This window comes from Cruoricaptor ignavus, assembly GCF_014961145.1.
GTDB lineage: Bacteria > Bacteroidota > Bacteroidia > Flavobacteriales > Weeksellaceae > Cruoricaptor > Cruoricaptor ignavus.
In genome coordinates, this window is the sequence record NZ_CP063145.1 from 516,899 (window position 1) to 540,587 (window position 23,689).

The window sequence follows — 23,689 nt, forward strand, 5'->3', positions numbered from 1 at the left end:
CTTCGGCGTGGTTTTTTTTACAAAAAAAAACCGCCTCTTTCGAAGCGGTTTTATGTTTTGGGAAAGGCTTACTGCCCCTCTTCCATTCTTCTTTTTAGTTCTGCCAGAGCATCTATGTCTCCAAGAGTCGCTCTTTCGTCGCCGGTAGATACCACGGCCGCAGCGGTATTCGATTGACTTTGGTTTTTACTGCCGCCTCCGGAGTTTCCTCTGCGGTCATCCTCACGGAATGTTCCTGTGTGAGAGACCACCACACGCTTAAAGTCTTTGTTGAATTCAATTACTTTAAACTCAGCCTCCTCTCCCTTCTTAATCTTCGTGCCGTCCTCTTTCTCCAGCAATCTTGCCGGGCAGAATGCTTCAACCTCAGCATCCTCAAACTGCACCTGTGCACCTTTGTCGAACACATCGCTCGCTTTTCCGGTATGCACCGTGCCTTCGGCATATTTCTGCTCGAATTTATCCCACGGGTTTTCCTGAAGCTGCTTATGACCAAGCGACAATCTTCTTGCTGCTGTGTCAAGCTCAAGAACTACTACATCCAGTTTATCGCCCACATTGCAGAATTCGGATGGATGCTTGATTTTCTTCGTCCAGGAAAGGTCTGAAATGTAAATCAAACCATCGATGCCTTCTTCAAGCTCCACAAATACACCGAAGTTCGTGAAGTTCCGCACCGTACCTGTATGCTTGCTTCCCACAGGATATTTCTGCTCGATGTTTTCCCAAGGATCGCTGCTCAGCTGCTTCATGCCGAGGGAAATTTTGCGCTCCTCCCTGTCGATAGAAAGCACCACGGCTTCCACTTCATCGCCCACCTTCACGAAATCTCCTGCACTTCTCAAATGCGTTGACCAGGACATTTCCGATACATGGATAAGGCCTTCCACCCCAGGTGCCACCTCTACGAAAGCGCCGTAATCTGCTACCACTACCACTTTGCCTTTCACCTTATCGCCTTCCTTCAGCTCTTCGGAAAGTTTTTCCCAAGGGTGCGGTTCAAGCTGCTTCATACCCAGCTGGATGCGCGTTTTCTCGTCGTCGAAATCTAGGATTACCACCTTCACAGTTTGGCCGTCCTCCAGAATTTCGGAAGGGTGGTTCACTCTGCTCCAAGACAAATCCGTGATGTGAATCAAGCCATCCACACCGCCAAGGTCGATGAAGACGCCATAAGAGGTGATGTTTTTCACCGTGCCTTCCAAAACCTGACCTTTCTCCAGCTGAGCGATGATTTCTCTTTTCTGATCTTCGATATCCGCTTCGATAAGCGCTTTGTGAGACACTACCACATTCTTGAATTCCGGGTTGATTTTCACCACCTTGAATTCCATCGTCTTGCCCACATACTGGTCGTAATCTTTAATAGGCTTCACATCGATTTGAGAACCAGGCAGGAAGGCTTCAATTCCGAAGATATCCACAATCATACCGCCCTTAGTACGGGATTTTACGAAGCCGTTCACTACCTCACCGGTTTCGTTCAGCTCATTTACTTTATCCCAGGCCCTCAGCGTTCTCGCTTTCTTGTGCGAAAGTTGCAGCTGCCCGTTTTTGTCCTCCCTTCTGTCCACCATCACTTCCACTTCGTCGCCTACTTTCAGGTCATTGTTGTAGCGGAATTCGTTTAGGGAAATCACTCCTTCAGATTTGAAGTTGATGTCCACAATCGCTTCTTTGTCCGTGATTCTCACCACTTTACCAACAAGCACATCATTGTCCTCCAAATCGTTCAGAGAGTCGTTGTAGATTTCCTGAAGGTCCGTCTTCTCCTTTCTTGCATCGGCATCAAGGCCGCTTTCGAAGGAATCCCAGTCAAACTCCTCAGGTGAAACATTTTGGTTCATCAGAACCTCGTCTTGTAATTCAGACATAAAATAAATTTTGTATTCCCTCCTCTTCAGCGGTCTGCCTTGGCGAACTGAAAACTCAGGAAGTTGTTAATAGTGAATAACTTACACTTTCCCAGACCCTTCGCAAAAAGTTCTGCAAAGATAGAGATAATTTGTGAATGAGCGATGAGTGATAATAGGTATTTACTTTGACTTGTACATTGAGGTTAAATTTTTATCTTCGCCTGAAACTAAATAGTTATGAAATCCAAACTGGCTCGCACGATGTACCGGAGGCAGAGTTTTGCGCTGGTGATTTTCGCTTTGCTTGTGCTTGGGTTTCAGCTGGGATTTTCGTATTACAAAAAGAAAAATCCACCGAAGGAAATTGAGGTGGAATTCCTTTCGGAGCAGCTTAATCCTGAATTTCTCGCAGAATTTGACCCGAATGATTTATCGGCGGAGGACTGGCAGAAACTTGGCTTCAGCAAAGGCCAGGTCAAGACGATTCTGAACTATAAGAATGTTGTTGGCGGCAGTTTCAAATCGAAGCAGCAGTTTAAAAAATGCTACGCCATTTCAGCTGAGATGTATGCGCAGCTTGAGCCCTACATCCTGCTGCCTGAAAGCGGTTTTGGCGGCTATCAAAAACGAGAAATTAAAATTCCGGGCAGGTTTAATCCGGATAATTATTCGCAGAAAGACTGGGAAAAAATGGGTTTTTCCGAAAGGCAGTCTGCCGCGATCTTGAAGTACAAAAATTACTTGGGCGGAAGTTTCGTGAGTAAGGAAAAGTTTAAGGAGTGCTTCATTATTTCGCAGGAAAATTACGCCAAACTAGCGCCGTATCTCATCTTGCCAGAAAAAACGCCCGCCAGTTATTCCCTATTTGCAGGGCGGGAAAAACGAGAGCTGAAAATTCCGGGCAGATTTAATCCCGATGATTTTTCGCAGCAAGATTGGGAAAAAATGGGTTTTTCGGAAAAACAGTCTGCCGCAATTTTGAAGTACAAAAATTACTTGGGCGGAAGTTTCGTGAGCAAGGAAAAATTTAGGGAATGCTTCATTATTTCCGATGAAAATTATGCTAAACTTGCGCCGTATTTGATTTTGCCAGAGAAAACGCCGGAAGATTATTCGCGCTTTCCAAGAAGGGAGAAACCGAAGGTGGAGCTTGCGCCGTTTGACCCGAATCTTCTGGATTTGGATGGATGGAAATCGCTTGGTTTCAGCGAGAAACAGGCCCAGGTTATTGTAAACTACCGTGACAGAAATTTGCGCGGGAGCTTCCGAAGTTTAGAAGACATCAGGAATTGCTTCGTGATAAATGAGGACAAATATTGGGAGCTCAAGCCGTTCATCAGGCTGAATCCTGAGAATTTTTCAGGCACAGCAACCAGAAATCCGCAGCAGCATTCTGCGCAATTTGCACCGAAACCTGCAGCACCGAAAGGCGCACCGAAAGTTGCAGAACCGGAAAGCCTTGGCCCTACGGATTTCGCAAAAGTGGATTTGAACCAAATCACCTTCAAACAATTGCGTGAATTTGGCTTTTCCGAGAAAGATGCAGCAATGCTTTTAAGTTTCCGCAAAAAACTTGGCGGTTTTGTGAACACTCAGCAAGTTGTGGATATTTATGAAATCGACAAGGAGTTGGCGACAAAATTGGTGAATTCCACACAACTCAATACTACAAGCGTTCAAAAATACAGCCTTGTGGATGCGCCGGAAGATTGGCTGAAAACGCATCCGTACTTCAAATATTCGGCGGATAAAATTATTTTCTACCGGCTAAGCCACCCGGACGAAAAGAAAATCTGGAAATTCCTGCAGCTGAAGCCCGAATACGAAGCAAGGATGCGGCTTTACACAAAATAAAATCAGCTCAATCCTGTGATATTGCCGTCTTTATCGATGTCCATTCCTTCGGAAGCCGGCACGCTTGGAAGCCCTGGCATCCGCATCATATCGCCAAGAATCGGGATGATGAAGCCTGCACCGGCAGCAAATTCAAACTCACGGACTGTGATTTTAAAGCCGATTGGCCTGCCGATTTTCTTCTCATCGTCCGACAGTGATTTCTGAGTTTTCGCCATACAAATCGGCAATTTGTCGAAGCCTAAATTCTTGATGGTTTTCAGTTGAGATTTCGCTTTCTGGGAAAAATTCACGCCATCCGCACCATAGATTTCTTGGGCAATGATGCCGATTTTCGTTTCAATCGTATCATTCACATCGTACAGCGGCTGGTAATTATTTTCGCCACTTTCCGCAGATTCCGCCACAGCAGCCGCCAGCTCACGCATTCCTTCGCCACCTTTCGTGAATTCATCGGCAAGAATCGCCTTCACGCCCAATTCTTCGCATTTTTTTTGGATAAATTCAATCTCATCCTGGGCATCAGTTGCAAAATGGTTGATGGCGATAATCGGTTTCAGGCCGAGCTTCAGCGCATTTTCGATATGTTTGCCAAGATTTTCAAAGCCTTTCTCCACGGCCTGCAAATTCGGATTTTCGTATTCGCCTTTTTTCGCGCCGCCGTGATAGCGCAGCGCACGAACTGTGGCCACAATCACGAAAGCATCGGGCTTTAGCCCAGCATAATGGCACTTGATGTGTAGGAATTTCTCCGCGCCCAAATCTGCACCGAAACCAGCTTCCGTTACCACGAAATCTGCAAGGGAAAGCCCAGTTTTTGTCGCGATAATCGTATTTGTTCCCTGAGCAATGTTGGCAAAAGGCCCACCGTGAAGAATCGCTGGATTGCCTTCCAAAGTCTGAACCAGGTTCGGTTTAATGGCGTCTTTCAGGAGAATTGCCATTGCACCTTGCGCTTTCAAATCCTTTGCAAAAACCGGTTTTTTATCGAAAGTGTAGCCGATGAAAATATTGCCGAGCCGCATTTTCAGGTCTTCAAAATCTTGAGAAAGGCAGAGGATCGCCATCACTTCGCTTGCCGGCGTTATGTTGAAGCCTTCTTCGCGCACGATGCCATCGGAAAGTCCGCCAAGTCCCACCACTATTTTGCGCAGCGAGCGGTCATTCATATCCATCACCCTTTTCCATACAATGGTTCTCGGATCGATGTTTAGCGAATGTTCTTTGTTCTGCAAATTATTGTCAATCAGCGCAGAAAGCAGGTTGTTCGCCTTCTCAATAGCTGCAAAATCGCCCGTAAAATGCAGGTTGATATCCACCATCGGAATAACCTGTGCGTAGCCACCGCCTGCAGCACCGCCTTTGATACCGAAAACTGGGCCAAGGCTTGGCTCCCGCAAAACGGCGATTGCCTTTTTCCCGATTTTGTTCAGTCCGTCGCAAAGCCCTACAGATACGGTGGTTTTGCCCTCGCCTGCAGGTGTGGGATTGATGGCGGAAACCAGTATCAGTTTGGAATTCCGGATTTTCGCTTCGTCGATATATTTCAGCGGGATTTTCGCTTTGTGCTTGCCGTAGTATTCAAGGTCGTCATTATCGATATTTATTTTTGCGGCAATTTCCTTAATATGCTGAATGTCAGCACTTTGCGCAATTTCTAAATCTGTAGGGAAGCTCATATCAGTCAAATTTTCTTTAGGTAAATTTACGAAAATTCGCCGTGAATTTCTCAGATTTCCGCTGATATATCTTCGATTTTCATCGCATTTTCCACAATAAAATCGCCGATTTTTGTGCGGCGGAGGTTGGATAAATATGCGCCGACTTGCAATTTCTGTCCGATATCGTGCGCAAGGCTGCGGATGTAAGTGCCTTTCGAGCAGCCCACCGTAAAGCGTACGATCGGCATTTCGATTTTGATATCGTCGATGTAATGGATGGTGGTTTTGCGCTTTTTCATTTCCACGGTTTCGCCGGACCGCGCAATGTTATACGCCCTTTCACCACCTATTTTTATGGCGGAAAATATGGGCGGTGCCTGCTCAATTTCGCCGATGAAAGTTTGGATGCATTCGGTGATTTTTTCGTGGGAAAGATGGGAAATATCGGTGTGGAGGATTTCCGGTTTTTCCGTGTCGAAGGATTCGGTTTGTGCGCCGAGTTTTATTTCGGCGATGTATTCTTTGGGTGCGTCCTGAATTTCCGGGATTTTCTTGGTGAATTTCCCAGTGCAGATGATGAGCAGGCCTGTAGCCTTCGGATCGAGCGTACCGGCGTGCCCGATTTTGAATTTTTTCGGAAGGTCGAATTTCCGACGCAGGAGATATTTGAGCTTGTTGACAGCCTGAAAGCTTGTCCAGTCCAAAGGCTTATCAATCAGGAAGATATGGCCGTCGAGAAGTTGCTGGGCAGTCATTGCAAGAAGTTATCCAAATCTGCTAAAAAATCAGTAGCGTTGAGAACCGGAATTTCTGATTTGCGGAAATCCTTTTCATTTTTTGTAATGATGACACAGCAACCTGAAGCCAAGGCGCTGAAATACTGAAGGGCGTCTTCAAAATCGGAAAAATCCGAGTTTATAGCCTGGTTAACAACCTCATCATTTATTTCTGAAACGCACGAAATCTGCTTGAATAATTTAATCTTTTGCAGAGCAGTTTCTTTGCCCAAGGTTTTTGTAAGAAGGTAAAATGTAGTGGCAATGCTGACGGGAGATATGTAGATTTTCCAAGCTCTATTTTCGGAAATGCTAATAATTTTGCCTATTTCCAAAGCGCCTTTTCTCTCACCGAGAAAATCCATTATGGCGTTGGTATCGAAGAAGATTTTCGAAATCATCCGTGTTTTTTTTCTTGGTAATCGTAGTAGATTTCTTTTAATTCTTCGTCTGAAAGATTGCCTGGAATGGATTTCCCTGAAAGTATTTTCTGGACTTGCGGAGATAATGGAATTTCCGAAACATCCGAATCCAAATTGGTAAGGTAGTTTTCTACGAGTTTGGAAAGGTCTGTATTATGGGCGGAGGCGTATTTCCTGGCTCTGCGAATGACGGCGGCATCCATCGTGAGTGTGAGTTCTTCGCTGTGCATCGTTTTATTTTTTCAAAGTTAAGGATTTTCAGGAATTAAAATGGCGGTGCGAATTTGCGCGAGGGATAGTAGCGGATACCCCGCAGCGTAGCCGCGGAGCGAAGCGGAGCGGCGAAGCGAGGAGTATGAGCGGATAGCCCAGTGCCGATGGCAGCGCGATTAGCGCTGGCAATCGGCACGCGCCGTAAAAATTTTAACTAAAAACTACGCCTGGAAGTACGAGAAGTAGATGATGAGCACGAGGCCTACTACGATGCGGTACCAGCCCCACGGCTTGAAACCGAAACGCGTGAGAACGCCGATGAAGAAACGGATGGCGATGACGGCGACGATGAATGCCACGGCGTTGCCGATGAGGAAGAGCTTGAGGTTTTCGCCCTGCATCAGCATTTCGTAGCCTTTCTGCTCGATGCCCTGGTAGTCCCATTTTTTGAGGAATACGGAGTAAACCGTGACGGCGAGCATTGTGGGTACGGCGAGGAAGAATGAGAATTCTGCGGCGGCCTTGCGGGTGAGCTTCTGCTGCATACCGCCAATGATGGAGGCGGCACTTCGGCTGGTGCCTGGCATCATTGCCATACATTGCCAGAAGCCGATGAGTATGGCGCTTTTGAAGGATATGTCTTTTTCGTCGTCAATGATTTGGTTGGTGAAAAGCCTGTCGATGAAGAGCAGGAAAATACCACCGATGACGAGCATCACGGCGATTGGGATGGGCTTGCCGAGAATTGCATCGATATAATCATCAAAAAGATAGCCAAGAAGCAGCGCTGGAAGTACGGCTACGGCTAATTTCAGGTAGAAATTGAGGTTGCTGAAGTTGAAGAATTTTTTCCAGTAAAGCGCTACGACAGCGAGTATGGCGCCGAACTGTATGGATACCTGAAACATCTTGACAAACTCATCTTCCTGGATGCCGAAAATAGAGCTGGTGAAAATCATATGTGCCGTGGAAGATACGGGCAAATATTCCGTGAGGCCTTCCACAATGGCGATGATGAGGGCTTTTAGTAAGTCCATTTAAAATTATTTTTTGCGCTTTAGAATGGCGTAGGCCTCCACGGCGAAACCGAGGACTACGAGCAGTGGTGCAATGCGAATTCTGACTATTGAAAAGATACCGTCGTTCCAGTAATTTGGGTCAAAAGTTCCATCCGGCCTTGTATTGGCGCCGCTTCCCATCATCAGCAGGAATCCAAGAATTATCAGCGCAAGGCCGATGAGCATCCACCTGAAATTTTCTTTGCCGAAGTAGAAAGCTTCCGATTTTTCGTCAGAAAGTATTTTTTGCTGCGGCTGAATTTTCCTTTGCTTTGCCATCGAAATCAACTGTAATAAAGGTCATCCACATTGGAACGAAGGAAGCGCCAAGTTGCAACCACCGTGCTGAGAACGGTGATGATAATGCCCAAGGCTAAAATTCCCAAACCTAACCAAATATACTTAGGATCTTCTGTAACGAACTGCTGCCCAATCTGTTGCGTGAAATAATACCAAACGCCAACTAGGGATAAAATCGCGATGATGGAACCAATCAACCCCAAAACAACGGCTTCTGTGATGAACGGCCGCAGGATGAAGCCACGCTTTGCACCTACCAGCTGCATCGTTTTGATGATGAAGCGTTTTGCGAAAATTTTCAGGCGTATCGAATTGTTAATCAGCACGATAGCTAAAATCAGGAACAGCAGTGAGAAGCCGAGAATCCACTTGAGAATTCGGCTGAGATTGTTGTAAATTTCCACCATCATTGTGCTGTTGTTCTTCACATCCACAATGCCTGGCACCGCTGCAATCTGCGCTATCGCACTATCGATTTTCGCCGGGTCCACATATTCCGGGCGAAGCGAAACTTCTACGGAAGATGGGTAAATATTCTTGTCGAAAAGTGCATCGCTATCAATTCCCATACTGGCTTTCGCCTCCTGGGCAGCCTTTTCCCGGCTGATGTAGGTCGCCTTTTTTACCGGCAGCAAAACCTGGATTTGCCGGAAGGCTTCCTGCTCCTGTTTTGCAATTTTCGCCGAATCTTTCGCGTCATAATTCTCGTTGAAAAACGCATTCACCACCAATTGCTCCTTGATGTAGTCCGAATATTTCTGCGCATTGATGAGAATCATACCCATCAAGCCGAGCAGGAAGAGAACGAGCGAAATGGAAATCACGACCGTAATGTTGCTGGAACGCAGCCTATTCCTATTTAAATCGTCCACTGTTTTAGCCATTCAAAAAATTTTTGGCTAAAATAGAAAAATCTTGCGAAATTTGCCGCTTCCAAAGCCAGGCAAAAACTGAAAGCATTGAGTGTAAAAGCGAAAAAGCATCTCGGTCAGCATTTTCTCACGGATGAAAATATCGCCCGGAAAATAGTGCATTCCCTGGATTTTGGCAAGGCGGAAAACATCCTGGAAGTAGGGCCAGGGATGGGCGTTCTCACGAAATACCTGCTGGAAACCGACCGCAAAATCTGGCTGGCGGAAATCGATTCGGAATCCATTGATTATCTGCAGTTTAACTATGAAAAGCTGAACGCTGCCAGCTTCATCGGCGATTTTCTTCAGACGGATTTTTCCTTTGTAAATGATGAAGAAATCTCAGTAATCGGCAATTTTCCTTACAATATTTCGTCGCAGATTTTGTTTAAAATCGTGGATTTTTACCGGCAAATTCCTGAAATGGTGGGGATGTTTCAAAAGGAAGTGGCTGAAAGGGTGGCCGCAAAACCGCGCAGCAAAGACTACGGCATACTTTCGGTTTTGGTGCAGGCGTACTTCAGCGTGGATTATCTCTTCACCGTGAACGAAAATGTGTTCAGCCCGCCGCCAAAGGTGAAATCCGGCGTGATAAAATTGGTACGAAATCCGAAGGAAGGTTTGCAGGGCAATGAGAACCTTTTCCGGCAGATTGTGAAAACCGGCTTCAATCAAAGGCGGAAAAAGCTTTCCAACGCGCTGAAACCGCTGAGCATCCCGGAAGAATTGAAGGAGCATCCTTTTTTGGAAAAGCGCGCCGAAGAGCTTTCCGTGGAAGATTTTATCGGCTTTGCAAATGAGTGGAAAAATTCCGCCGTTCAGTAATCTGCCCGATTAAATTTCCTTCGAAACGCCCAGGCCAAACAGCGCGAAATCGTATTTTGCAGGGTCATCGGCGTTCATTTTTCGGATGGCCATATCCAGCTCCTCCACAGTTTTCCAGTCGTTTTGTTTTCGGGAAACCAGTCCAAGTTTTCGGGAAATATTTCCAGTGTGAACATCCAGCGGAATCGACAGGTTTTTCGGCGAAAGCTTTTGCCAGATGCCGAAATCCACGCCTTTTTTATCCTGGCGAACCATCCATCGCAAAAACATCATCAGCCGCTTTGCCGAAGAATTTTTGTAGGTGGAGCTGATGTGCTTCCTGCTTCTATGCTGCTGATTTTCAGCGAAAAACGCATTGCGGAATCTTTCGAGCGAATGGTAAAAATTGGCCTCGTTTTCTTTCAGGATAAAAAGATTTTCCAGCGAAGAATTTTCACGGTAAAGCCGCTGCAAATTTTTCAGGAATTCCGCAAAATCTTCACCGTTAAAAGTTCTGTGAATACTCTGGTTTTCAATGGATTGCAAATCTTTTGGCTTAAAATTCAGCACGAAATCATACGGCGAATTGTCCATAAAATTCAGCATTTTTTCCGCCGATTTCAAAATCGATTTTCGGTTTCCCCATGAAATTGTGGCCGCTAAAAAACCCGCAATTTCGATGTCCTGTTTCTGCGAAAAACGGTGCGGAATGCTGATGGGGTCGTTCTCTATAAAATCCGGAACATTGTAGAAATCCGCCTTTTCATCGAGGAAAATTTTCAGCTCATCGAAATTCATTTCGGCAAAATTTCAATGCGTTCCAGAGCAGTTGGCAGAAAGCTGTTCGGGAAAATTTCGCGGGCTTCATCGGTGAAAACGCTTCTATCGGGATATCGGTTCGAAAAATGGCCGAGAATCAGTTTGCCGGCATTCGCTTTTCGGGCAATTCTTGCAGCTTCCAGCGCTGTGGAATGCCCCGTGAAATCCGCCATTTCCTTGAGTTCCTGCAGAAATGTGGCTTCGTGGTACAGCACATCCACATCCTGAATTATCGGCACGATGCTTTCAAAATAGCGGGTATCGCTGCAGAAAGCGTAGGAAACCGAGCGGTCTGGATTTTTTGTAATTGATTCATTTTTAATTAGATAGCCATCGCTAAGTAGAAAATCATTGCCGTCCTTCAAATTCTGATAATCGCAGACTTGAATTTCCGGATACTTGGCAATTTCCTGCATATTCAGATGCCTTGGCTTCGGCTTTTCGCGGAAAAGGTAGCCGTTGCAATAGATGCGGTGATTGAGCGGAATCGTGAAGACTTCCACCTTTTTATCTTCGAAAATCTTCTCGGAATTTCTGCCCTGAAGTTCGTGATATACCACCTCAAAACCGCGCTGCGTTTCCGTGATTCGGAAGATGGTTTCCAGCATTTCCTGAATGCCTTTCGGGCCGTAGATGTGCAGCGGCGTTTCCCTGCCCAGAAGCCTGAAGCTTGCAACTAAACCGGGCAAACCGAAGCAGTGATCGCCGTGAAGATGCGAGATGAAAATATGGTTGATTTTCGAAAATTTCGCCCTTGCCTTCCGCAATTGCACCTGGGTTCCTTCGCCGCAATCGATGAGGAAATGCCGCTCTTCCATTTCCAGCAGCTGTGCTGTGGGCGAAGAATTGACGGTGGGAATCGCTGAATTGAAACCGAGGATTGTGAGAAAGGCGCTCAAAATATTTTGTTAAAAGGCTGTAAATTTACGAAACAAAGTTTTGATTTTTGTCATTATATTTGCATAAATGCTTGGCGATGAATGCAGCAACAAGTTTAAAACTTTTCCAACCTACTCAGGAATTTATTCCGGATGCTGAGAAAGCACGGGAATTTGTTTCGAGAATTGAGCAGACCGTTGACCAGAAGTTCGACGAAAAATTAAACATTCTCGTGACAAAAAATGACCTTCATTCTGAGATGACCCAACTGAGAAAGGAAATGGCGGACAACAAGAATGATACGCTGAAATTTATTGTGATGGTAGGTTTGGGGCAAGTTATCACCATTATCGGTGCGATTTTGGCGATAATTAATTTTATTCGCTAAATCCCTGATTTCTCAATTTCCAAATTTCTCAATCAATTTATCAAACGCCCTTTTTCTGTGGCTTATGGCGTTTTTTTCTTCGGGCTGCATTTCGGCAAAAGTCCTGTCACAGCCTTCTGGAACGAAAATCGGGTCGTAGCCAAAACCTTTGTGGCCTTTGTTTTCCGTTAAAAGTTCGCCGTAAACTCTGCCTTCAAAAAACTGTGCGCCATTGTCATCAAAATAGCAGAGCACCGTTATGAAATATGCATTTCGGTTGGGTTTTCCCTGCATTTCTTCCAGAACCTTCGCGATATTTTTATCAAAATCGTGGTCGCCGGCATACCTCGCGGAATAAATTCCGGGCCTTCCGTCAAGCGCTTCCACCACCAATCCGGAATCATCGCCAATGCTTGGGATTCCAGTTTTCTCGAAGCAATATTTCGCCTTGATTAGGGCATTGTCTTCAAACGAATTTCCGTCTTCCACAATCTCATCGTGAAGCTCAAAATCCGAGAGGCTTTTCACAAAAAAATCATCGCCCAAAATCTGGCGGATTTCATCTTTCTTGTGTTCGTTGTGCGTGGCGATAAGGATAGATTTCATCAATCTTTTTTCGAATTAAAATTAGAAAACTTTAAACTAATTGTTGTCCCCTTGAATCTTCAGCAGGCAGTTTATTAAAAAAATAAAATGCGACACCAAAAATTAAACATCCTGCAAAAAATAACTTCCAGCCTTCTATGTTAAAAGCAATTTCAAAACTTTCGGAATTTGAACTGAGAATTAAAAGGCAGGAAACCAGATTGTTGAAGGCGTGCAACAGGATGGAATTCAGCAGCGAGCCCGTACGCCAGTACACGAAGCCGAGGACGAAGCCGAGCAGAAACGCCCCTATCGTCTGCCAGGGATTTCCGTGAATAATGGCAAAAAGGAGCGAAGAAAACATAATTGCGGAAATTGGTTGCCAGCCTTTATTCTGCAGACCTTTTTGAATAATCCCCCGGAAAATAATTTCTTCCAATACCGGCGCGAAACCGACCGTCATCACTAGCATTGTGGGTGTGTCCATTGAGACCATCTCCATTGCGCGGGCGAAGGTGTCGTACCATTTTCCAAAAACCGGGCCGGTGACAGGCACCAGCGAGACTAGGAATTCGGAGATGAGCATCATCCCGAGCATCATCGGAAAAATGACAAGGTAAACTTCTGGTTTTGAAGGTTTTAAATTAAAATTTAATGCTTCGCCTATAGCCGGTCTGCATGAGAAAAAATCGAAGGCGAAGATAGCACCAAGGAGCCCGCTGCTGTTTAGGACGATCATGAAAAACGGCTCCGTCTGCAAATCTTTCTGAAACACGAGAAGGCAGATCCCGGCTATCAGCGCAGGAAAGAGACTTGCGGCAAACATCCCTGCAAGCATTATCAGGAACGATTTTAAATCAAAAATATATTCGGGCAGAAACGATTTTTTCAGCATCCGCTGGTGGATTTCAGGCAAATATAAAACTTTTACGGTTCAGTAAAAATCACGATTTTTGCGGTCTTAAATTAAACGATGGCTGATCTTCTACAGGAAATAAAAAAACGCAAAACCTTCGGCGTCATCGCTCACCCTGATGCCGGAAAAACCACGCTCACCGAAAAGCTGCTGCTTTTTGGAGGTGCCATTCAGGAAGCAGGCGCAGTGAAATCCAACAAAATCAAAAAAGGCGCAACTTCCGACTTTATGGAAATCGAGCGGCAGAGAGGAATTTCCGTGGCAACTTCCGTTCTTGCTTTTGAATATAAAGGCCACAAAATCAATATTTTAGATACGCCCGGTCACAAAGATTTTGCAGAGGATACCTACCGAACTTTGACGGCGGTAGATTCCGTAATCGTGGTGATAGATGTGGCAAAAGGTGTGGAGGAGCAAACCGAAAAACTGGTGCAGGTGTGCAGGATGCGGAAAATTCCCATGCTGGTTTTCATCAACAAGCTGGACCGCGAAGGAAAGGATGCGTTCGATCTGCTGGACGAGGTGGAGCAGAAACTTGGGCTCACCGTCACGCCGCTTTCTCTGCCGATTGGTATGGGTGCGCAGTTTCAGGGCATCTATAATCTTTGGGAGAAAAATATCGAGTTTTTCCTGGAAGAAAAAAAGCAAAAAGTAGGCGAATCCGTAAAAATCGACGACCTGAACGATGCCAAGGTTGATGAACTCATCGGCGAAAAAGCGGCAGCAACTTTGCGCGAAGAAGCGGAACTTGTGGAAACGGTTTACCCACCTTTCAACCGTGAAGAATATATGAGGGGCGATTTGCAGCCGGTGTTTTTCGGCTCTGCGCTTAATAATTTTGGCGTGAGGGAATTGTTGGATGCCTTCATCGAAATTGCACCGATGCCGCAGCCAAAGGAAGCGGAAGAGCGCACCGTAGAGCCGGTGGAGAAGAACTTTAGCGGCTTTGTATTTAAAATTCACGCCAATATGGATCCGAAGCACCGTGACAGGCTGGCTTTCGTGAAAATAGTTTCAGGGACTTTCCGCCGAAATGAAAACTATCTGCTCGTTCGCGAAGGCAAGAAGATGAAATTTTCTTCGCCGAATGCATTTTTCGCGGATAAAAAAGAGGTAGTGGATGAGAGTTTTCCGGGCGATATCGTGGGGCTTCACGACACAGGAAATTTCCGCATCGGCGATACTTTGACGGCTGGCGAAAAACTGCATTTCAAGGGAATCCCTGCATTTTCGCCGGAGCATTTCCGTTATATTAATAATGATGATCCGCTGAAAGCCAAGCAGCTTGCCAAGGGAATCGATCAGCTGATGGATGAAGGTGTGGCGCAGCTTTTCACGCTGGAAATGAACGGCCGCAAAATCATAGGCACAGTTGGTGCGCTGCAATATGAAGTAATACAATATCGTCTGGAGCATGAATACGGTGCAAAATGCAGCTATGAGCCGCTTTCCATCCACAAAGCGTGCTGGGTAGAAGCCGATGAAAAATCGGAGGAGTTTAAGGAATTTGCACGGCTGAAGCAGCGGTTTTTAGCGCGCGACAAATTTGGCCAGCTTGTATTTCTTGCAGATTCCGCCTTCACCATCCAAATGACGCAGGACAAGTTTCCAAATGTGAAACTGCATTTTATTAGTGAGTGGAGGGATTAAACTTATAAAGCATCGGCCTTTTCCACGAGCATTTCCTTAAGCTTCGTCAGTTCCGCTCTCACGAATTGCAGCCGGTCTATTACCGAAATGGTTTCAGGGATGCGTTCATTGGTTGTCAGCGCGATTCTTGCGCCGTCCAAAGTGTAGCCCTTTTCCTTCACCAAATGGTAAATCATCTGGAAATGCTTCACATCTTCCGGCGTGAAATAGCGGTTGCCCTTCGCATTTTTCTTCGGGCGGATGATGGGGAATTCCTTTTCCCAATACCGTATCAGCGAAGTATTTACTTTAAATGCGTCGGCCACTTCGCCGATGGAATAATAGAGCTTATCCGGAAGATTGATTTTCATTAATGCGAAAATAAAAAAACCGCACCATTTTTCCGTGCGGTCTTTGATTAATTTTTACTTCATATTTCGAACTTCGTCCACCACATAGCGTGTGTTTCCGCGCCAAGGCAGCGGTGCGTGGTATTCTTTGTAATGCAGGTCCACATATCTTCCGCTTGCACCTTCTAACTGCTTGAAAACCTGCTCGTTCTCAATCGAAAATTCAAACTCGTTGCTCTGCACACCGCCTATCTGCGTATTCCTTCCGCTTCCTGCGGAGAAGCCTTGCTGAATCAGCTTTCCTTCGTAGGTTTTAAAGATGTTGCCTTTGTAAACGGCATAGTTCAGGTACCCAGATTTTACCCCGGTGCCAAAGACAAAATAATATTTGTACCAAATCCAGCCACCCAGGATCAGTAGCCCCACTAGGCTAAGCCAGATGAGCGTTTTCCTGAAGCCGTTTCCAGACTTTTTTTCCGGCTCAAGGTTATCTGTGTAAATTGTTGCTGCCATTTTTATTTTTTTTGAATTGCTCTTGAAATTACTATTTTCTGGATTTCCGAAGTACCTTCATAGATCTGCGTAATCTTCGCATCACGCATCATCCGCTCTACATGGTATTCCTTCACATAGCCGTATCCACCGTGGATCTGCACGGCTTCCACGGTAGTATCCATCGCCACTTTCGATGCGTAAAGCTTCGCCATAGCACCGCTCTCGGAGATATCCCTGCCCTCATCTTTTTCCGCTGCTGCCTTCCATACCAGCATCCTTGCGGCGGCTATTTCTGTAGCCATATCTGCAAGTTTGAAAGCTACCGCCTGATGGTTTATAATTTCCGTCCCGAAGGATTTTCTTTCCTGAGCGTACTTCAACGCGAGCTGATAGGCTCCCTCCGCAATGCCAAGCGCCTGGGAGGCAATGCCGATCCTGCCGCCGTTCAGCACATTCATTGCGAATTTAAAACCGAAACCATCCTCCCCGATTCTGTTTTCTTTAGGTACCTTCACATCGGTAAAGAGCAGGGAATGCGTGTCGCTCCCGCGGATGCCGAGCTTATCTTCCTTCGGCCCTACCTCGAAACCATCCCAGCCCTTCTCCACGATGAACGCGTTGATGCCGTGGTGTCTTTTTTCAGGATTTGTCTGTGCTATCACGATGTAGTACTGCGCCGTACCGCCGTTGGTAATCCAGTTTTTCGTGCCGTTCAGCAGGTAGTAATCGCCCTTATCTTCCGCCGTGGTTTTCTGCGAAGTAGCGTCCGAGCCGGCCTCAGGCTCAGAAAGTGCGAATGCGCCTATCACCTCCCCGCTAGCGAGCGGCGCCAGGTATTTCATTTTTTGGTCTTCGCTCGCGTATTTTTCCAGCCCTGCGCAAACCAGCGAGTTATTTACCGACATTATCACCGCTGCGGAAGCATCCACCTTGGCGATTTCTTCCATCGCCACCACATAGGAGATGGCATCCAGCCCTGCACCGCCGTACTTCGGGTCCACCATCATCCCAAGGAAGCCAAGCTCCGCCATTTTTCTTACCTGCTCTTGGGGGAATTTTTGATCCCTGTCTCGCTCTATGACGCCTGGCAACAGTTCGTTCTGGGCAAAATCCCGTGCAGCCTGCTGTATCATCAGCTGCTCTTCGGAAAGATTAAAGTTCATTTTCAAAAAAATTTTGGTAAATGTAAGGCTTTTCCCCCAAATCTGCACTGGCTTGTGTGCCGGTATGGTTTTATGACATTTTGCATATTTTGCAAAAAAGTTTAATTTTATCGAAAATAATTTATATGACTCCAAAAAGGCTTTTTGACATCCCATATTTTCAGGCAGAAAAATTTCCTCAAGAGGTGATGTTCGGTTCAAAATATCGCGGCAGATGGCAGACGCTCAGCACGAAGCAGTTTATAAACCTAGGCAATGCCACCTCCAGAGGCCTCTTAAAAATGGGTATAAAACCGGGCGACAAAATCGCGCTAATTACTTCCGCATCGCGTAATGAGTGGGCAGTGATGGACTTCGCAATCCTGCAGATAGGTGCCGTTACGGTGCCCATTTACCCCACCATTTCCCGGGACGAGTATGAATATATTTTCAATGATTCCGGGGTGAACTATTGCTTTGTTTCCGATGCTGAACTGTATGAAAAAGTGCTGTCCGCAAAGCGGAATGCTCCTGGATTGATGGGCGTTTTCACCTTCGATGAGGTGGAGGGCGCGCCCAACTGGAACGAAATCCCCGATCTTGGAAAAAATGAAACGACGCAAATAGAAGTTGACGACCTTGCGAAAGCCATCCACGAGGAAGATCTGGCTACTCTCATCTATACCTCCGGCACCACCGGAAAGCCGAAAGGCGTGATGCTATCTCACAAAAACATTGTGAGCAATGCTAAAGACTGCTCGCACCGGATCCCGAAGCTGCGCGGTGTGGAGACTAGCGACACCAAGGCGCTGAGCTTTCTGCCGATTTGCCATGTCTTCGAGCGGATGCTTTTCTATATGTATCAGATCAACGGCTTCTCCGTGTATTTCGCGGAAAGTATCGATAAAATGAGCGAAAATATGCAGGAAATAAAACCGCATTTTATGACGGTGGTGCCGCGCGTGGTAGAAAAAGTATACGATAAAATTTATCAGAAAGGCACAGAAGCCGGCGGATTTAAATCAAAAATATTTCACTGGGCGCTGGAAGTAAACGAGGGCAGAAAGGAATTTACCAAACCGAAGAACCTGCGGGAAATCCTCGCTGACAGGCTGGTTTTCAGGAAATGGCGCGAGGCACTGGGCGGGAACATCGCCGCACTGATCTGCGGTTCCGCGGCACTCTCCGAAAGGCTGAATAAAATATTCAATAACGCCGGCATCCCAATTTTGGAGGGCTACGGCCTTACCGAAACCTCCCCCGTAATAGCCGTAAATTCTTTTCAGAAAAGAAAGCTGGGCACCGTAGGCATCCCGCTGGAGAGCTGCCTGGTGCGCATTGCGGAGGACGGGGAAATCACCGTGAAAGGGCCGTCCGTATTTCTGGGCTACTACAACAATGAGGAAATGACCCGCGGTGTTTTTACGGAGGATGGTTTCTTTAAAACCGGCGACATAGGCCATATAGACGGCGAAGGATATCTTAAAATTACTGACAGAAAGAAAGAAATGTTTAAAACTTCCGGAGGGAAATATATAGCTCCGCAAGTCATTGAAAACCAGGCAAAAGCATCAAAGTTCATTGAGCAAATTATGGTTGTGGGCGAAGGGGAGAAAATGCCGACTGCGCTTATACAACCTGACTTTGATTTTGCCAAGGCCTGGGCAGAGAGAAAAGGCCACAACATCGGAAATACGCCCGAAAAAATTGCAAAAAACCAGATATTGAAGGATCGTATTATGCAGGACATAGAGCTTCTGAATAAACCCCTTGGAAATTGGGAGCAGATTAAAAAAATTGAGCTTACCGGGGATGTCTGGTCTATCGACGGCGGACAGCTCACCCCTACCCTAAAACTTAAACGGAAAGTTATTAAAGAAAAATATAGGGATCTGATTGATCAGATGTACGGCAGAAGATGAGTAAGCAGGGATCATTGAAATTATTTTTTTTCGAAATTTTTCTATGACATTTGTCATATTGAAAATATTGTTTAACTTTATGAAAAATTAAACAAATGAAAGTTGAACGCTTATTTGATGTAGCATACTATGCATTAAACCGCTATCCTCAGCCCGTGATGATGGCATCCAAACTCAACGGGGTGTGGCAGAAAATCAGTACAGAGGAGTTTATCAATATGGGCAACACGCTTGCCCGCGGCCTACTGAAACTCGGCATTAAACCAGGAGACAGAATTGTGCTTATAACCTCCTCCAGCCGTATCGAATGGGCATTGGCAGAATTTGCGATTTCCAGAGTCGGCGCGGTCTCCGTACCTGTGTACCCTACGATCTCCGAGCAGGATTATAAATTTATCTTTAATGATGCGCAGGTAAACTACTGCTTTCTTTCAGACCTTTCACTTTACGAAAAAGTAGAGGCAATCAGGTCGGAAGTGCCCACACTGAAGGCGGTTTATACTTTTGACGATATCCCCGGGGCGGCAAGCTGGAAAGAGGTCTATCACCTCGGTATTCCTGAGGAAAATCAGAAGGAGGTCGACGGGATTTCAGCAAACATTAAACACGAAGATCTGGCGACAATCATTTACACCTCGGGCACTACTGGGCGGCCAAAGGGCGTGATGCTGAGCCATAAAAATCTGATTAACAATATGATGGAATGCAGCGAGCGGTTCCCCATTGATGCCAATGCAGATTATAGGGATCTTCGTGCGGTAAGTGTATTGCCGATATGCCATGTAATTGAGAGAATGGTGTATTATCTGTATATTTATAACGGTATTTCTATTAACTTTTCTGACAGCATCGAAAATATTAGTGAAAATATCCAATTTGCAAAACCACATTATATGACCGTGGTACCGAGGCTGCTGGAGAAAATGTATGACAAAATTTATGAGAGGGGCGATCAGGCAGGAGGAATAAAATCAAAGATTTTCCACTGGGCTCTTAGAGTGAACGAATGCCGCAATACTACCGGTAAGCCTTCCAACCTTCGCGAGCACATCGCCGACAAACTCGTATTCAGCAAATGGAGAGAAGGACTTGGCGGAAATATTGTTTCTCTTATTTGCGGTTCTGCGGCGCTTTCAGAACGCATCAACAAGCTTTTTACCAATGCAGGAATCCCGGTAATGGAAGGCTATGGGCTTACGGAAACCTCTCCTGTAATATCGGTAAATTCTTTTCAGCACAACAAAATAGGGACCACGGGGCTGCCTCTGAAAAGCTACGAGGTACGCATCGCTGAGGATGGCGAGATTAATGTGAAAGGGCCTTCGGTCTTTATGGGCTACTACAACCACGATGAGATTACCAAGGAAGCGTTCACGGAAGACGGCTTCTTTAAAACGGGCGACATAGGGCATCTGGACTCGGATGGTTTCCTGAAAATCACCGACCGCAAGAAGGAAATGTTTAAAACTTCCGGAGGAAAGTATATTGCACCGCAAATAATTGAAAATCAGGCTAAAGCTTCAAAGTTTATAGAACAGATAATGGTGGTAGGCGAAGGTGAAAAAATGCCGACCGCGCTCATTCAGCCGGACTTTAATTTTGCACAAATGTGGGCAGAGCGGAAAGGATATGATATCGGCCGAACTCCGGAAGAGATTGCAGAAAATCAGCTTTTAAAGGACCGGATAATGCAGGATATCGGATTGCTGAACAAAAGCCTTGGCAAGTGGGAAAAAATTAAAAAAATTGAACTTACTGCAGATGTATGGTCAATCGATGGTGGCCAGCTGACACCAACTCTGAAACTGAAACGAAAGGTAATTAAAGAAAAATATAAAGATAAAATCAATAAGCTGTACGGCAGAAAATAAAAAAACCGCTGATTTCAGCGGTTTTTTTTATTCACGAAATGCTATCACTTCCTTCATTTTTTCATTTTCTTCATTCACAAGTTCGTCATCTACGAGGATTTTCCCGGAATGTTCATCAATAATGATTTTTTTCCTCTGGGCTATTTCCATTTGCTTCTGCGGCGGTATTGTAAAATACGAGCCTTTCGCTGCACCTCTTTCTACGCCTACCACAGCAAGCCCGTTCACGGAATTTTCGCGGATTCTCCTGTATGCAGCAAGATTCCTCTCATCGATTTTTGCCGCAAACTCTTGAGATTTTTCAAGCAGGTATTCTTCTTCCTTCTGCGTTTCGCTGATTAAGCCTTCCAGCTCGTTTTTCTTAAACTTGAGATGTTCTGCAGAGCTCGCTATTTTTTCAGTCAATTCGTCAAGGTTCTCTTTCTTTAAAGAAATTTTCGCATCAAACTCCCTGATGCGCTTTTCCGCCAGCTGGATTTCCAGCTCCTGATATTCAATCTCCTTACCCAAAGATTCAAATTCCTTATTGTTACGCACATTATTTTGTTGAGATTTATACTTCTCAATCAGGGTATTAGCATGATTAATAACCTCTTTCTTATTTTTAATCTCATCGTTCTGCTCCTTAATCTCGGCGCGGAACTTTTCGGCGCGCTTTTCCAGCCCTTCTATCTCGTTCTCAAGGTCTTCCACTTCCATCGGCAGCTCGCCACGCGTATTTCGGATCTCATCCAGCCTTGAATCGATGATTTGCAAATCATACAGCGCTCTCAGCTTGTCCTCTACGGAAATCTCGGTATTCGTTTTCGCCATTGTTACAGGTAATATTTTACAGGATTGGTATCTACTTCTGATTGTAAGACGGCAAAATTACTAAATTTTCCGGACAAAATTTTAAAAAGCTGCAACTTTACCCACTGCTCCGATTCGAAATGCCCGATGTCGCAAAGCAGCAGCCTGCCTTCCGCCTGAAAAAAATCGTGGTATTTCAAATCGCCAGTGAGGTACGCATCGCAGCCTGCAGCCTTTGCCGCCGAAATTCCGGACGCGCCGCTTCCTCCCAGTACACCTACCCGCTTTATTTTCTTGCCAAAATTTTCCGAATGCCGTATCACTTTCAGCCCGAAGGTTTCCTTCACCTTTTGCAGGAAATCTTCCGCGGAAATTTCCTCGGCAAAATCGCCGTACCTTCCCAAACCGGAATATTGGTTTTCATTTTCCAGCTGATAAATTTGGTACGCCACTTCTTCGTACGGGTGCACGGCTTTTATCGCGTTCAGGATTTTATTCTGCTTAAATTTTTCAAAGATGAAGAACAGCATATCTTCCGCGCTCTCTTCCCTCTCACCAATATCTCCGGTGGTAGGATCTGAACCGGGCAAAGGCCGGAAAGTGCCATCACCACTCACTTTGAAAGAGCATTCATCATAAAAGCCAATGTTTCCTGCACCAGCATCAAAGGCCGCCTGCTTCACCTTTTCCACCGCATCTTTCGGCGTATGCACCACTATCTGCTGCAGGTTTTCCTTCTTCGGCATTAATATCTTCTGATTTTCCAGCCCCAATTTTTCGCAAATCGCAAAATTCACGCCCCAATAATCATTGTCGAAAGCCGTGTGCACCGCATATATCGCCACCTTATTTTCGATGGCCTTCATCACCGCTTTTTCCACATAGTTTTTTCCTGTTAAAGATTTTATTCCCGAAAAAATGATGGGATGAAAGCACAAGATAAAATTCGCATCTTTCTGCAGGGCCTCATCCACAACGCTTTCCAGCGCATCGTGGCAAATCAGCACGGCACGGATTTCCCTGTCCGCTTTTCCGCAGAGCAAGCCTGCATTATCAAAATCTTCAGCCTGCCGGATGCTGAATTTTTCGTCAAGCCATCCAGAAAAATCACGAATTGTCATCGGTTTTTTTGCTAAGTTAATATTTTTGCAGTGAAAAACCTCTGCTTTGGAAACGCATAGAATTAGGCCAGAACACAACTTGGTGCCCGTAAACAATAAATTTCTGAAAAAAATTTTCCGAATCATTTATTATTCGGATACGCCTGGCGGGAAGATTTTTGATATTATCCTCCTCATATTGATCGTCATAAGTACGATGGTGATTATGCTGGAGACCGTACCGGCAATCGACATCCTCTACCACCGTGTGTTTTTCTACACCGAGGCGGCAATTACCACTATTTTCACTATTGAATATTTACTGCGAATCCTCTCCGTAAAAAACAAGGAGGATTATATCCTCAGCCCTCTCGGTCTGCTGGATGTCTTATCCCTTGTGCCGTTCTATCTGGGAATGGTATACCCTGATTTACATTATTTTATGATTTTCAGGATGCTGCGCCTGCTCAGGATTTTCCGGATTTTCAATCTTGCAGACTATATGAATGACGGGCATTACATCGTCTCCGCATTAAAAGAAAGTTCCAGGAAGATCTATGTTTTCTTGCTTTTTATGATAATCTTCATAACTATTATCGGCGCGGCCATGCATGTAGTAGAGGGCGGTAGCGAAGGTTTTACCAGCATTCCTCAAAGTATTTACTGGGCGGTGGTTACAATTACCACCGTAGGTTATGGTGACGCCACCCCTTCTACCGCAATTGGTAAATTCCTGTCCATCTTGGTGATGCTTGCCGGTTATAGCATCATCGCCGTACCTACCGGTATCGTTACGGCGCGCTTTCGGGAACAGGCGAGGAGCTGCAAAGCCTGCCCACGCTGCCAAACCGATAATGATCTGGATGCCGTTTACTGCAAAAAATGCAGCGAGAAGTTTGTCAATTAAAAAAATAAAAGATCTAAGCTAAAACCATCAGGCTGAACCACTTTTGCCTTTTTACTTTTG

General features: G+C 45.6%; 24 protein-coding genes. 7 read left to right on the top strand and 17 right to left on the bottom strand.

What is annotated here, in order from left to right; all coding sequences use genetic code 11:
• Positions 1–68 precede the first annotated feature (68 nt).
• On the bottom strand, positions 69–1,874 hold the full coding sequence (gene rpsA / locus IMZ16_RS02375) for a 30S ribosomal protein S1 (RefSeq protein ID WP_193440330.1): 1,806 nt from the start codon (positions 1,872–1,874) through the stop codon (positions 69–71).
• Between the two features lie 219 nt (positions 1,875–2,093).
• Between rpsA and IMZ16_RS02380 the strand changes: the two genes are divergently transcribed.
• Positions 2,094–3,710: a helix-hairpin-helix domain-containing protein gene (locus tag IMZ16_RS02380; protein WP_227411546.1), complete on the top strand. Its 1,617-nt coding sequence runs from the start codon at positions 2,094–2,096 to the stop codon at positions 3,708–3,710.
• A 2-nt stretch (positions 3,711–3,712) separates the two neighbouring features.
• Here IMZ16_RS02380 and IMZ16_RS02385 read toward each other — a convergent pair whose 3' ends face one another.
• The 7 genes from IMZ16_RS02385 to IMZ16_RS02415 all read right to left on the bottom strand — a co-directional run bounded on the left by IMZ16_RS02385 (position 3,713) and on the right by IMZ16_RS02415 (position 9,024).
• Positions 3,713–5,389, bottom strand: a complete 1,677-nt coding sequence (locus IMZ16_RS02385) for a formate--tetrahydrofolate ligase (protein ID WP_193440331.1) — start codon at positions 5,387–5,389, stop codon at positions 3,713–3,715.
• A 50-nt stretch (positions 5,390–5,439) separates the two neighbouring features.
• On the bottom strand, positions 5,440–6,126 hold the full coding sequence (gene truB / locus IMZ16_RS02390; RefSeq protein WP_193440332.1) for a tRNA pseudouridine(55) synthase TruB: 687 nt from the start codon (positions 6,124–6,126) through the stop codon (positions 5,440–5,442).
• On the bottom strand, positions 6,123–6,548 hold the full coding sequence (locus tag IMZ16_RS02395; protein ID WP_193440333.1) for a type II toxin-antitoxin system VapC family toxin: 426 nt from the start codon (positions 6,546–6,548) through the stop codon (positions 6,123–6,125). Before IMZ16_RS02395 ends, truB begins: the two co-directional genes overlap by 4 nt.
• Positions 6,545–6,799: a DUF6364 family protein gene (locus IMZ16_RS02400; protein ID WP_193440334.1), complete on the bottom strand. Its 255-nt coding sequence runs from the start codon at positions 6,797–6,799 to the stop codon at positions 6,545–6,547. Before IMZ16_RS02400 ends, IMZ16_RS02395 begins: the two co-directional genes overlap by 4 nt.
• A 204-nt stretch (positions 6,800–7,003) precedes the next feature.
• On the bottom strand, positions 7,004–7,819 hold the full coding sequence (locus tag IMZ16_RS02405; protein ID WP_193440335.1) for an undecaprenyl-diphosphate phosphatase: 816 nt from the start codon (positions 7,817–7,819) through the stop codon (positions 7,004–7,006).
• 6 nt (positions 7,820–7,825) lie between these two features.
• Entirely contained in the window at positions 7,826–8,119 is a 294-nt protein-coding gene (locus IMZ16_RS02410; RefSeq protein WP_193440336.1) for a DUF3098 domain-containing protein, read from the bottom strand.
• Between the two features lie 5 nt (positions 8,120–8,124).
• Positions 8,125–9,024: a cell division protein FtsX gene (locus IMZ16_RS02415; RefSeq protein ID WP_193440337.1), complete on the bottom strand. Its 900-nt coding sequence runs from the start codon at positions 9,022–9,024 to the stop codon at positions 8,125–8,127.
• 75 nt (positions 9,025–9,099) lie between these two features.
• Here IMZ16_RS02415 and rsmA point away from each other — a divergent pair, with 75 nt between their 5' ends.
• Positions 9,100–9,876 (top strand): 16S rRNA (adenine(1518)-N(6)/adenine(1519)-N(6))-dimethyltransferase RsmA, encoded by a 777-nt coding sequence (rsmA, locus tag IMZ16_RS02420; protein WP_193440338.1) that lies wholly within the window; start codon positions 9,100–9,102, stop codon positions 9,874–9,876.
• A 9-nt stretch (positions 9,877–9,885) separates the two neighbouring features.
• Here the strand turns inward: rsmA and IMZ16_RS02425 are convergent, their stop codons facing one another.
• Together IMZ16_RS02425 and IMZ16_RS02430 are read right to left on the bottom strand one after the other, a co-directional pair.
• Positions 9,886–10,653, bottom strand: coding sequence for a TIGR02757 family protein (locus IMZ16_RS02425; RefSeq protein WP_193440339.1), 768 nt, complete (start codon positions 10,651–10,653; stop codon positions 9,886–9,888).
• Positions 10,650–11,573: a ribonuclease Z gene (locus tag IMZ16_RS02430; RefSeq protein ID WP_193440340.1), complete on the bottom strand. Its 924-nt coding sequence runs from the start codon at positions 11,571–11,573 to the stop codon at positions 10,650–10,652. The genes IMZ16_RS02425 and IMZ16_RS02430 overlap by 4 nt, the downstream gene beginning before the upstream one ends.
• Before the next feature lie 77 nt (positions 11,574–11,650).
• Between IMZ16_RS02430 and IMZ16_RS02435 the strand changes: the two genes are divergently transcribed.
• Positions 11,651–11,941, top strand: a complete 291-nt coding sequence (locus tag IMZ16_RS02435; protein ID WP_193440341.1) for a hypothetical protein — start codon at positions 11,651–11,653, stop codon at positions 11,939–11,941.
• A 12-nt stretch (positions 11,942–11,953) separates the two neighbouring features.
• Here the strand turns inward: IMZ16_RS02435 and rdgB are convergent, their stop codons facing one another.
• Together rdgB and IMZ16_RS02445 are read right to left on the bottom strand one after the other, a co-directional pair.
• On the bottom strand, positions 11,954–12,529 hold the full coding sequence (rdgB, locus tag IMZ16_RS02440; RefSeq protein ID WP_193440342.1) for an RdgB/HAM1 family non-canonical purine NTP pyrophosphatase: 576 nt from the start codon (positions 12,527–12,529) through the stop codon (positions 11,954–11,956).
• 28 nt (positions 12,530–12,557) lie between these two features.
• Positions 12,558–13,421, bottom strand: a complete 864-nt coding sequence (locus IMZ16_RS02445; protein ID WP_193440343.1) for a CPBP family intramembrane glutamic endopeptidase — start codon at positions 13,419–13,421, stop codon at positions 12,558–12,560.
• Positions 13,422–13,478: 57 nt separating this feature from the next.
• Between IMZ16_RS02445 and IMZ16_RS02450 the strand changes: the two genes are divergently transcribed.
• On the top strand, positions 13,479–15,071 hold the full coding sequence (locus IMZ16_RS02450) for a peptide chain release factor 3 (RefSeq protein WP_193440344.1): 1,593 nt from the start codon (positions 13,479–13,481) through the stop codon (positions 15,069–15,071).
• Positions 15,072–15,073: 2 nt separating this feature from the next.
• On the opposite strand, the gene IMZ16_RS02455 is transcribed toward IMZ16_RS02450, so the two are convergent.
• From IMZ16_RS02455 to IMZ16_RS02465, 3 genes are read right to left on the bottom strand one after another with little or no spacing between them, the layout of a single operon-like run.
• On the bottom strand, positions 15,074–15,421 hold the full coding sequence (locus IMZ16_RS02455; protein ID WP_193440345.1) for a MerR family transcriptional regulator: 348 nt from the start codon (positions 15,419–15,421) through the stop codon (positions 15,074–15,076).
• Positions 15,422–15,475: 54 nt separating this feature from the next.
• A complete protein-coding gene (locus IMZ16_RS02460; protein ID WP_193440346.1) occupies positions 15,476–15,913 on the bottom strand; it encodes a hypothetical protein in 438 nt (145 codons plus the stop codon).
• A gap of 2 nt (positions 15,914–15,915) precedes the next feature.
• Positions 15,916–17,058, bottom strand: coding sequence for an acyl-CoA dehydrogenase (locus tag IMZ16_RS02465; RefSeq protein WP_193440347.1), 1,143 nt, complete (start codon positions 17,056–17,058; stop codon positions 15,916–15,918).
• 125 nt (positions 17,059–17,183) lie between these two features.
• Here IMZ16_RS02465 and IMZ16_RS02470 point away from each other — a divergent pair, with 125 nt between their 5' ends.
• Both IMZ16_RS02470 and IMZ16_RS02475 read left to right on the top strand, forming a co-directional pair.
• Positions 17,184–18,959 (top strand): AMP-dependent synthetase/ligase, encoded by a 1,776-nt coding sequence (locus IMZ16_RS02470; protein ID WP_193440348.1) that lies wholly within the window; start codon positions 17,184–17,186, stop codon positions 18,957–18,959.
• Positions 18,960–19,054: 95 nt separating this feature from the next.
• Positions 19,055–20,830: an AMP-dependent synthetase/ligase gene (locus tag IMZ16_RS02475; RefSeq protein WP_193440349.1), complete on the top strand. Its 1,776-nt coding sequence runs from the start codon at positions 19,055–19,057 to the stop codon at positions 20,828–20,830.
• Between the two features lie 27 nt (positions 20,831–20,857).
• Here IMZ16_RS02475 and IMZ16_RS02480 read toward each other — a convergent pair whose 3' ends face one another.
• The gene (locus tag IMZ16_RS02480) at positions 20,858–21,643 is read right to left on the bottom strand and encodes a zinc ribbon domain-containing protein (protein WP_193440350.1); all 786 of its coding nucleotides are present in this window, start codon (positions 21,641–21,643) and stop codon (positions 20,858–20,860) included.
• Positions 21,644–21,645: 2 nt separating this feature from the next.
• On the bottom strand, positions 21,646–22,743 hold the full coding sequence (locus tag IMZ16_RS02485; protein WP_193440351.1) for a Nif3-like dinuclear metal center hexameric protein: 1,098 nt from the start codon (positions 22,741–22,743) through the stop codon (positions 21,646–21,648).
• A 46-nt stretch (positions 22,744–22,789) separates the two neighbouring features.
• On the opposite strand from IMZ16_RS02485, the gene IMZ16_RS02490 reads away from it, so the two are divergent.
• A complete protein-coding gene (locus IMZ16_RS02490) occupies positions 22,790–23,629 on the top strand; it encodes an ion transporter (RefSeq protein ID WP_193440352.1) in 840 nt (279 codons plus the stop codon).
• Positions 23,630–23,689: the final 60 nt, after the last annotated feature.